Below are 1850 nucleotides of genomic sequence, written 5' to 3' on the forward strand. Positions count from 1 at the left end.
GCAGCGCGGGGATTCCCGCGAATTCACGGTCCCGTAGTGTAGTGGTTAACATGCCTGCCTGTCACGCAGGAGATCGCGGGTTCGAGTCCCGTCGGGACCGCCATTACAACATAATAGTTCGCTGGGCCATAGCCAAGCGGTAAGGCAACGGACTTTGACTCCGTGATGCGCTGGTTCGAATCCAGCTGGCCCAGCCATTCTTCTTTCATACATACCTAAGCTGTTCGCTTAGGGCCTATCATGATCATTAGCTCAACAACAAGCCCTACATCTTCGAGTTAACTGCGAGTTGCCTCGACGCACCAAGCTTCCTTGAAACAGCTGGTAGAGGAAGAGGCAGGTAGGTTCGTCAGTACTTAGAGTGTTATGATCACATGAGCCATTAGCTCAGTAGGTAGAGCAACGAGCAGTGCACCTTTGAAATCGCTGCGAGTTGTCCCGACGCACTGGGCATCCTTGGATCAGCTAGCAGAGGAAGGGACATCGTCAAATATGTGAGTGTATCCTAACGATGAGCCATTAGCTCAGTAGGTAGAGCATCTGACTTTTAATCAGAGGGTCGGAGGTTCGAGTCCTCCATGGCTCACCACCATTGGCGGGTGTGGCGGAATTGGCAGACGCACCAGACTTAGGATCTGGCGCCTTACGGCGTGGGGGTTCAAGTCCCTCCACCCGCACTTAAAATGATGACGCGGTCGTGGCGGAATGGCAGACGCGCTAGGTTGAGGGCCTAGTGGGGGCAACCCCGTGGAGGTTCAAGTCCTCTCGACCGCATTTTCGATGTCTTTTTTATCAATAACCGATATAGTAGTCTCTATCATTCGAGCATTGTCGTTTTTTGGATTGTTGCTTTGCCAGTCGATTGCAATTCCAAGGAACGCCTATCTCCTAAGCAGAACATAGCCTTAGGATGTCATTATTGACAACAGCAATATGGGCTGCTAAAATGGAATTTGCCCTCTGAGGGAACAATCATCACCTATGCGCTCGTAGCTCAATTGGATAGAGCATCTGACTACGGATCAGAAGGTTAGGGGTTCGAATCCTCTCGAGCGCGCCACCATCGGGAAGTAGCTCAGCTTGGTAGAGCACATGGTTTGGGACCATGGGGTCGCAGGTTCAAATCCTGTCTTCCCGATTTCGCTTCAAGTGAAAATGAATGTTTGAAAGCGAAAGCTTATGAATAGTCCATTGAAACGAGAGTAAACGTTTTTGCTTCACTACCTGCGCATCAATGCCCTTTGCACGGTAGAGGAAGGGCGGAAACGCGCATGACGAGCGAAAAATGCAATAATACGCGGGTGTAGTTTAGTGGTAAAACCTCAGCCACGAGCCTTAACTTCATCGAGTAGGCCACGAGTTGCCTCGACGCATTTGGCTTCCTTGAATCAACTGGCAGAGGAAGAGGCATGAAAGTGCGTGGTGAACATTAAACAGAATAATATGCGGGTGTAGTTTAGTGGTAAAACCTCAGCCTTCCAAGCTGATGTCGTGGGTTCGATTCCCATCACCCGCTCCATCTAAAGATTATGAACGAAGAATTTGACCGTTTCATCTTGTTCCTTGAAAACTGAACGAAACGAAGCGCAACGAAAAGCGGAGGCCGCTTGCCTATCGGCGAAACGCGCTGGAGGGCCTGTGAGGAGGCTATCGCCGCCGCAGCAGGACCGAAGCGTCGCGAGCCGATAGCGGCCGAAGCTAGACCATACGAAAAGTGGAGGCCGCTTGACACGTTTGGTGTCGGCGCCGAAGCTTACAAAGCCAATCCACTTTGTTTTGGAGAGTTTGATCCTGGCTCAGGACGAACGCTGGCGGCGTGCCTAATACATGCAAGTCGAGCGGACCGAATC

The 1850-nt window shown here is 51.3% G+C and carries 8 tRNA genes and 1 rRNA gene; all 9 read left to right on the top strand.

The features are described from left to right. Positions 1–27: 27 nt before the first annotated feature. Positions 28–103: transfer RNA gene (locus B4113_RS10360), tRNA-Asp, on the top strand. 19 nt (positions 104–122) lie between these two features. After that, positions 123–197, top strand: a tRNA-Gln gene (locus B4113_RS10365). 316 nt (positions 198–513) lie between these two features. Next, positions 514–589 (top strand) — tRNA-Lys (locus B4113_RS10370). 6 nt (positions 590–595) lie between these two features. Then, positions 596–677, top strand: a tRNA-Leu gene (locus B4113_RS10375). 14 nt (positions 678–691) lie between these two features. Further along, positions 692–774 (top strand) — tRNA-Leu (locus tag B4113_RS10380). Positions 775–983: 209 nt separating this feature from the next. Then, positions 984–1060: transfer RNA gene (locus B4113_RS10385), tRNA-Arg, on the top strand. 4 nt (positions 1061–1064) lie between these two features. Further along, positions 1065–1138 (top strand) — tRNA-Pro (locus B4113_RS10390). Between the two features lie 307 nt (positions 1139–1445). Next, positions 1446–1519, top strand: a tRNA-Gly gene (locus B4113_RS10395). A 254-nt stretch (positions 1520–1773) separates the two neighbouring features. Then, positions 1774–1850, top strand: a 16S ribosomal RNA gene (locus tag B4113_RS10400); the annotation flags it as partial.

The organism is Geobacillus sp. B4113_201601 (assembly GCF_001587475.1).
GTDB lineage: Bacteria > Bacillota > Bacilli > Bacillales > Anoxybacillaceae > Geobacillus > Geobacillus icigianus.